The sequence below is a fragment of the Amycolatopsis sp. NPDC043885 genome, assembly GCF_056435685.1.
Map to the genome: position 1 here is coordinate 1 of NZ_JBWKEA010000037.1, position 6,643 is coordinate 6,643.

At 66.9% G+C, this 6,643-nt stretch carries 5 protein-coding genes and 1 tRNA gene; 3 read left to right on the forward strand and 3 right to left on the reverse strand.

Going from position 1 to position 6,643, the window contains the following annotated elements:
- Positions 1-402 precede the first annotated feature (402 nt).
- Together AC069I_RS44265 and AC069I_RS44270 are read right to left on the reverse strand one after the other, a co-directional pair.
- Positions 403-840, reverse strand: a complete 438-nt coding sequence (locus AC069I_RS44265) for a hypothetical protein (RefSeq protein WP_478229156.1) — start codon at positions 838-840, stop codon at positions 403-405.
- Between the two features lie 503 nt (positions 841-1,343).
- Positions 1,344-1,416: transfer RNA gene (locus tag AC069I_RS44270), tRNA-Ala, on the reverse strand.
- A gap of 270 nt (positions 1,417-1,686) precedes the next feature.
- Here AC069I_RS44270 and AC069I_RS44275 point away from each other — a divergent pair.
- Together AC069I_RS44275 and AC069I_RS44280 are read left to right on the forward strand one after the other, a co-directional pair.
- Positions 1,687-3,840, forward strand: coding sequence for an RICIN domain-containing protein (locus tag AC069I_RS44275; RefSeq protein WP_478229157.1), 2,154 nt, complete (start codon positions 1,687-1,689; stop codon positions 3,838-3,840).
- Positions 3,841-3,942: 102 nt separating this feature from the next.
- The gene (locus AC069I_RS44280; protein ID WP_478235139.1) at positions 3,943-4,497 is read left to right on the forward strand and encodes an HdeD family acid-resistance protein; all 555 of its coding nucleotides are present in this window, start codon (positions 3,943-3,945) and stop codon (positions 4,495-4,497) included.
- Here the strand turns inward: AC069I_RS44280 and AC069I_RS44285 are convergent.
- Positions 4,484-5,209, reverse strand: a complete 726-nt coding sequence (locus AC069I_RS44285) for a hypothetical protein (RefSeq protein WP_478229159.1) — start codon at positions 5,207-5,209, stop codon at positions 4,484-4,486. The genes AC069I_RS44280 and AC069I_RS44285 overlap by 14 nt on opposite strands.
- A 25-nt stretch (positions 5,210-5,234) precedes the next feature.
- Between AC069I_RS44285 and AC069I_RS44290 the strand changes: the two genes are divergently transcribed.
- Positions 5,235-6,643, forward strand: a 1,409-nt coding sequence (locus AC069I_RS44290) for an NAD(P)/FAD-dependent oxidoreductase (RefSeq protein ID WP_478268071.1), incomplete at its 3' end; no start/stop codon positions are given.

The window sequence follows — 6,643 nt, forward strand, 5'->3', positions numbered from 1 at the left end:
TCACTCCCGTGATGCGCCGGGCCTTGTCCGCAGTGACTGAACAGCCGCGTCCCGATCTGGTCGTCGTTTGACAGCGGGCTCGATCAATAGCGAATATCCGCTCATGCCGCTGACCGCATCGCCGCAGTGTGCGCATCACCGGAACTGGCACTGCTCTCTACGGCACAGAGCACCCCCGGCGACCCTGATGCCCCTCGCCCCTTGCGCAGCGGACCAGTTCGGTCGCGGCGAACCGGCGGGTATTTCGGTGCGGTGGTCGGTGCGGCACTCTCGGAATGAGCTCTGCAAGGGCTAAGGCTTGGTCGCAGGGGGTTCACGGCGTCGAGAAAGTTTAAGGTGCCAGTCAGAGTTGCGAGGACCCCGAGAATCCGCCTCGGAGATGGGCCTTTGCCATGTCCGGCATCAGCCGATCTTGAGCTGGATCTCCTCGCTCATCTTGTCAGACTCGACCCACGTCGTTTCTCGGTCCGGGCCGCCAGCATGGAAACCGTACCGGTCATGTCCGCCCTCAATCCCTGTGATCTCGAATGTGAAAGTTCGGTTGTAGCTCGACAGAATCGACAGCGACGGATCGTCGATGACGACTAGCTTCACCGTGCCGTTACCGATGACGTCGCCGCTACTGTCGACGACAGTGATCTGCGCGCCGTCCTTCAGATCGTCGTTGACCGAGGAGTTGCACGGGTAGCAGTTGAAGTTCAGGTAGCCCTTGGCGATGACCGGTTCCGAACCAGTGAGCAGAACGATGACGATGACCACGATCGCGACGAGAACTGTTGCGGCTGCCGCGGTGATGAGTTTCAGTCGGCGGGGTCTGGTGGATGCGGCGGTCTGGTCCATCGTGGTCTCCCTGTGAGCTGTGGGTACCTGTGGCTGGTCGTACGGATCACGGTTTCCGTTGCGCACTTGACCGGACCGTGACGTCACCACCTGCCGGCGGTGAAGAACATGACTGCGAAAGACCAGAGAGTTATAGCCGCGGTTACGTCGTCTCCGATTGGGCTTCGGTGCCGAAGCAGAGCCGGACACGCAATGACACGGCGTGACACCTGGCCGTCAGGCAAGGCCCGTTTTGACCTGCTTAGATGGTCGAAATTCGACAGCTCGCGGCACCGGCTGATCTTCCGGCGGAGCGGACTTGTAAACAGAAGGTCAGGGGTTCGAGCCCTCTTGGCGACTCAAGATCAAAATAGCCTTTGACCTGCTGATTCACTGCCTGCCCCAGGTTTGCCCCAGTTACTGAACGGTAGCCGAAGTTCGGTGCGTCGTTTCTCAAAGTGAGGTACAACGAAAAAACCGCCCTACCTCGGCGTATGTGCCAGGTGGGCGGTGTTTCGTCACGGTGGAGCTAAGGGGACTCGAACCCCTGACCCCCTCACTGCCAGTGAGGTGCGCTACCAGCTGCGCCATAGCCCCGGAGCGGCTTTGTTCTCCGCATCTCGTGTGTCCATACATTACACCGCCCGCGAGAGCCGTTCACGCGGGGGTCACTCTATGCACCCCTGCCTGCCGCAAACTGCGCTGACCAGCATCTTCGCACCTTATTTTTAGCCGTGTATTGACTCCGCGTGTGACCGCCGTTACGTTTTCGACCATCGTGACGCCGAGGTCCCCGCCCGCTACGCCGCGTCTCCACTGGGCTCCGCCTCAGCTCGCCCCTGCCCGAATGACGCGGAGGAGGTCCCGATGCGGGCCAGAGCAGCCCTGATAGCCTTGTTTTCCCTGGTCGGCGCACTGTTGGTGGTGGCTCCGGCAGCGCAGGCGGCCATCGTTCCCGACACCTGGTACACCGTGTCGACCACCGGTGGGAAGTGCGTGGACGCGCGTGCCGCCGGCACGGCGAACGGGACGGTCGTCCAGCAGTACGCCTGCAACCAGACCTTTTCCCAGCAGTGGCAGTTCCAGCCCACCTCGGGCGGCTACTACCGGGTCAACACGCGCAACAACCCGGCCCAGGTGTGGGATGTCGCCGAGGTGTCGACGGCAGACGGCGGGCTGATCCATCTGTGGGCCTACGGCGGCGGGAACAATCAGCAGTGGCAGCCGGTCGAGGAATCGGGTGGGGCCTATCACTTCGTGAGCCGTAACAGTGGCAAGTGCCTGGACATCCCCGGTCTCTCGACCCAGGACAGCACCCAGCTCCAGCAGTACGCCTGCAACGGCACCGGCGCCCAGTCCTTCCGGCTCACCCCGGTCTCCGGCACCGCGAACCCCGACCTCGGGCCGAATGTGCTCGTCTTCGATCCGGGTATGTCGCAGTCGGCGATCCAGTCCCAGGTCAACAGCGTGTTCTCGCAGCAGGAGACCAGTCAGTTCGGCTCGAATCGCAAGGCGTTGCTGTTCAAGCCGGGCTCGTACAACGTCGACGTCAATGTCGGGTTCTACACGCAGGTGCTGGGGCTCGGCCTTTCTCCCGACAACGTGACGATCAACGGCGCGGTGCACGCGGAGGCCGACTGGTTCCAGGGCAACGCGACGCAGAACTTCTGGCGTGGCGCGGAAAATCTGTCCGTGAACCCCAACGGCGGCACCGATCGCTGGGCTGTTTCGCAGGCCGCGCCGTACCGCCGTATGCATGTCCGCGGGAACCTGCAGCTCGACGACGGCGGCTGGTCGAGCGGCGGGTGGATGTCCGATGTGAAGGTCGACGGCCAGGTGCGGTCCGGGTCGCAGCAGCAGTGGATCTCGCGCAACTCGCAGTTCGGGAGCTGGAGCGGTTCCAACTGGAACATGGTGTTCGCCGGCGTCGGCGGCGCGCCGTCGACCAGTTTCCCGAATCCGCCGTACACCACGGTGAACACGACGCCGGTCGTGCGGGAGAAGCCGTTCCTCTACGTCGACAGCGCGGGCGCGTACCAGGTTTTCGTGCCTTCCAAGCGGACCAACACCTCCGGCATCACGTGGGGCGCCGGTCAGCAGGGCTCTTCGCTGCCGATCAGCCGGTTCTTCATCGCGAAGCCCGGCACGACGGCGTCGCAGATCAACGCGGCCCTCGCCGAGGGCAAGGACCTCCTGATCACGCCGGGCGTCTATCACCTCAACGAGACGCTCCGCGTCACCCGGCCGGATACCGTGGTGCTCGGCCTCGGACTGGCGACGCTGATCCCGGACAACGGCATCACCGCGATGACGGTGGCCGACGTCGACGGCGTCAAGATCGCCGGCGTGCTGATCGACGCGGGCACCACGAACTCGAACACACTGATGGAGGTCGGCCCGGCGAATTCGGCGCAAGACCACGCGGCCAACCCGACCTCGCTGCACGACGTCTTCTTCCGCGTCGGCGGGGCGGGCGTCGGCAAGGCCACGAACAGCCTGGTGGTCAACAGCGACGACGTCATCGGCGACCACCTGTGGATCTGGCGTGCCGACCACGGCAGCGGCGTCGGGTGGACCGCCAACACCGCCGACACCGGCCTGATCGTCAACGGTGACGACATCACGATGTACGGCCTGTTCGTCGAGCACTACCAGAAGTACCAGACGATCTGGAACGGCGAACGCGGCCGGACGTACTTCTACCAGAACGAAATGCCTTACGACCCACCGAATCAGGCCGCCTGGATGAACGGCTCGACGCGGGGTTACGCGGCCTACAAGGTGGCGGACTCGGTGACGAACCACGAGGCTTACGGGCTCGGCAGTTACTGCTACTTCAACGTGAATCCGAGCGTGGTGGCGGATCGCGCGATCGAGGTGCCGAACAACCCGAACGTCCGGTTCCGCAGCATGGTCGCCGTCTCCCTCGGCGGGAACGGGACCATCAGCCGGGTGATCAACGATCGCGGCGGACCGGCGAACTCGGGATCGACCGTGGCCAATCTGGTCGCCTATCCCTGATGACCCCGGTGCGCGCCGTGATGGCGGTCGCGGCGCGCACCGGCCTCACCCCAACGGGTGGCGTGCCGCGCGCTCCCGCACAGGCGCTCAGATACTCGGGGCATGCCTCTCGCCGGTCTCACCGTCGTCGAACCCCGCCTGGCCTGGCCGCTCGCCGCCGTGCGCGGGGTTTTCGCCATCCTCTTCGGCATTCTCGCGTTGATCTGGCCGGGAACGACTGTGCTCGCCCTCGCGATCCTCTACGGCATCTATGCCATCTTCGACGGCATCGGCGGCATCATGCAGGCCTTCCGGCCGGGCGACGCCGCTCATCGCGCCGCCTACGGAGTGCTCGGCGCGTTCGGGATCATCGCCGGTGTCCTGGTCCTGATCTGGCCGGGGATCACGGTGCTCGTGCTGGCCCTCCTGGTCGGTTTCTGGGCGATCTTCACCGGCATCGTCGAGATCGTCGCCGCGATCCGGCTGCGCAAGCAGATCGAGGGCGAGGCGTTCCTCATCGCGGCGGGCGCGCTTTCGCTGATCGCGGGGATCGTGATCGTGTTCAACCCGATCGCCGGTGCGTACGGGATCGCGCTGCTGGTCGGGATCTACGCCCTGCTCTACGGCGTGATGCTGCTCGTGCTGGCCTTCCGCCTGCGGAAGCTCACCCGAGCCTGAAGGCCTGCCGGAGCCGGATCCGCGCTCCGGCACGCCGCAGGTTCGACAGGCTCGGCGAGCCTTCCACCGCGGTCGCGACGGCGAAGCGGCGGCCTTCGCGTGCGGCCGCGGTCAGGCCGTGGAGGAGCAGCCGTGCCTGTGCGCCTTTGCCGCGATGCGCCCGTGGAGTGGCGGACCCGCCGAGGACGACGCCCGGACCGTGCGCACTCAGGGCCGCGGCGGAGATCGGCACCCCGTCCTCGATCAGCAGCGACCGCCTGATTCGCGGGTCGGCGTGTTCGGCGGCCATGAACGCCGTCACGACGTCGTCGCTTTCGTACCCGCCGAGCAGGACGCGGAGAAACGCGTCGAGGTCGGGTGAGTCGTCGACGTCGGCATCCGGCGGCGCGAGTTCAGCGAGCGGAAGGGTCGCGATCGGACGGACGCCGGCGGGTACGAGACCGGTGACGGGGAGCAGGCCCGGCGGCAGCACCAGCGTCGGCGGGTCGCCGTTCCAGCACGACGCCCCGGCCAACCGGACGGCCCGCGGCAGGTTCTCCCCGGTGATCCCGGAGATCGTGCGCAGGAACCGCAAGTCCGGCGCCGTGGCCAGGACCGCCAGCAGGCCGTCTTCACGCCAAGCCTCGAAACGGCCGGGAAGCCCCGCCGCGGTGGCCGCCTCGCACGCGACGGCGGCACGGGCGTGAATCACTTCTTCGGCTTCGGTCAGCATGGATCGAACGTAATAGGCTGATCCGGTGAGCCAGCCGATCCTCTTGACCGTCGACGACGATCCCGCCGTGTCCCGTTCGGTCGCCCGTGACCTGCGCAGAAGGTACGGAAAGGACTACCGGATCATCCGGGCCGATTCCGGTGCCGACGCCCTCGAAGCGTTGCGCGAGATCAAGCTGCGCGGCGACGCCGTGGCCGCGATCCTCGCCGACTACCGGATGCCGCAGATGGACGGCATCGTCTTCCTCGAGAAGGCGATGGACCTGTTCCCGAACGCCCGTCGCGCGCTGCTGACCGCCTACGCCGACACCGACGCCGCGATCCAGGCGATCAACGTCGTGGACGTCGACCATTACCTGCTCAAGCCGTGGGACCCGCCGGAGGAGAAGCTCTATCCGGTCGTCGACGCGCTGGTGGAGACGTGGCGCGCGGTGGGGGAGCGGCCGGTCGACGAGATCAAGCTCATCGGCCACCGGTACTCCTCGCCGTCGTTCCACCTGCGCGACTTCCTGGCGCGCAACGCCGTGCCGTACCGCTGGTACTCCGTCGACGACGACGAGGGCCGCCGGATCCTCGAGGCGGCGGACGCGGCGCCGCAGGACATCCCGGTCCTGGTCACCCCGGACGGCACGGTGCTGCGCCAGCCGTCCGGGCCGGAGCTCGCCGACGCCGTCGGCCTGTCCACGCGCCCGGCGCAGGAGTTCTACGACCTGATCGTGATCGGCGGCGGGCCCGCCGGGCTCGGGGCGGCCGTGTACGGCGCGTCGGAGGGGCTGCGCACCGTCATCGTCGAGCGCAAGGCGACCGGCGGACAGGCTGGCACCAGCTCCCGCATCGAGAACTACCTCGGCTTCCCGGACGGCGTTTCCGGCGCGCAGCTCACCGACCGCGCGCGGCGGCAGGCGCTCAAGTTCGGCGCCGAAGTGCTCACCGCCCGCGACGTCGTGGGCCTGGAGGCACGTGGCTCCGCGCGCGTGGTCATGTTCGGCGACGGGACCGAGATCTCCGCGCATTCGGTGGTGCTGGCCAGCGGCGTCACCTACCGGGCACTGGAGGCTCCCGGCGTCGCCGAGCTAGCCGGCCGAGGCGTGTACTACGGCTCGGCCGCGACCGAAGCGCCCGAGTGCAAGGGCGAGCACGTCTACATCGTCGGCGGCGCGAACTCGGCGGGGCAGGCGGCCGTGTTCTTCTCCAAGCACGCCGCCGACGTCACCATCCTCGTCCGCGGCCAGTCGCTCGAAGCGTCCATGTCGCACTACCTGATCGAGCAGATCGCCGGGATACCGAACATCCACGTCCGCACCCGGACCACGGTGGTCGAGGCGCACGGCGACGATCATCTCGAACGGCTGACCCTGTGCGAGAACGGCGGCGCGACCGAGACCGTGCCCACCGGGCACCTGTTCATCTTCATCGGTGCGGCCCCGCGCACCGA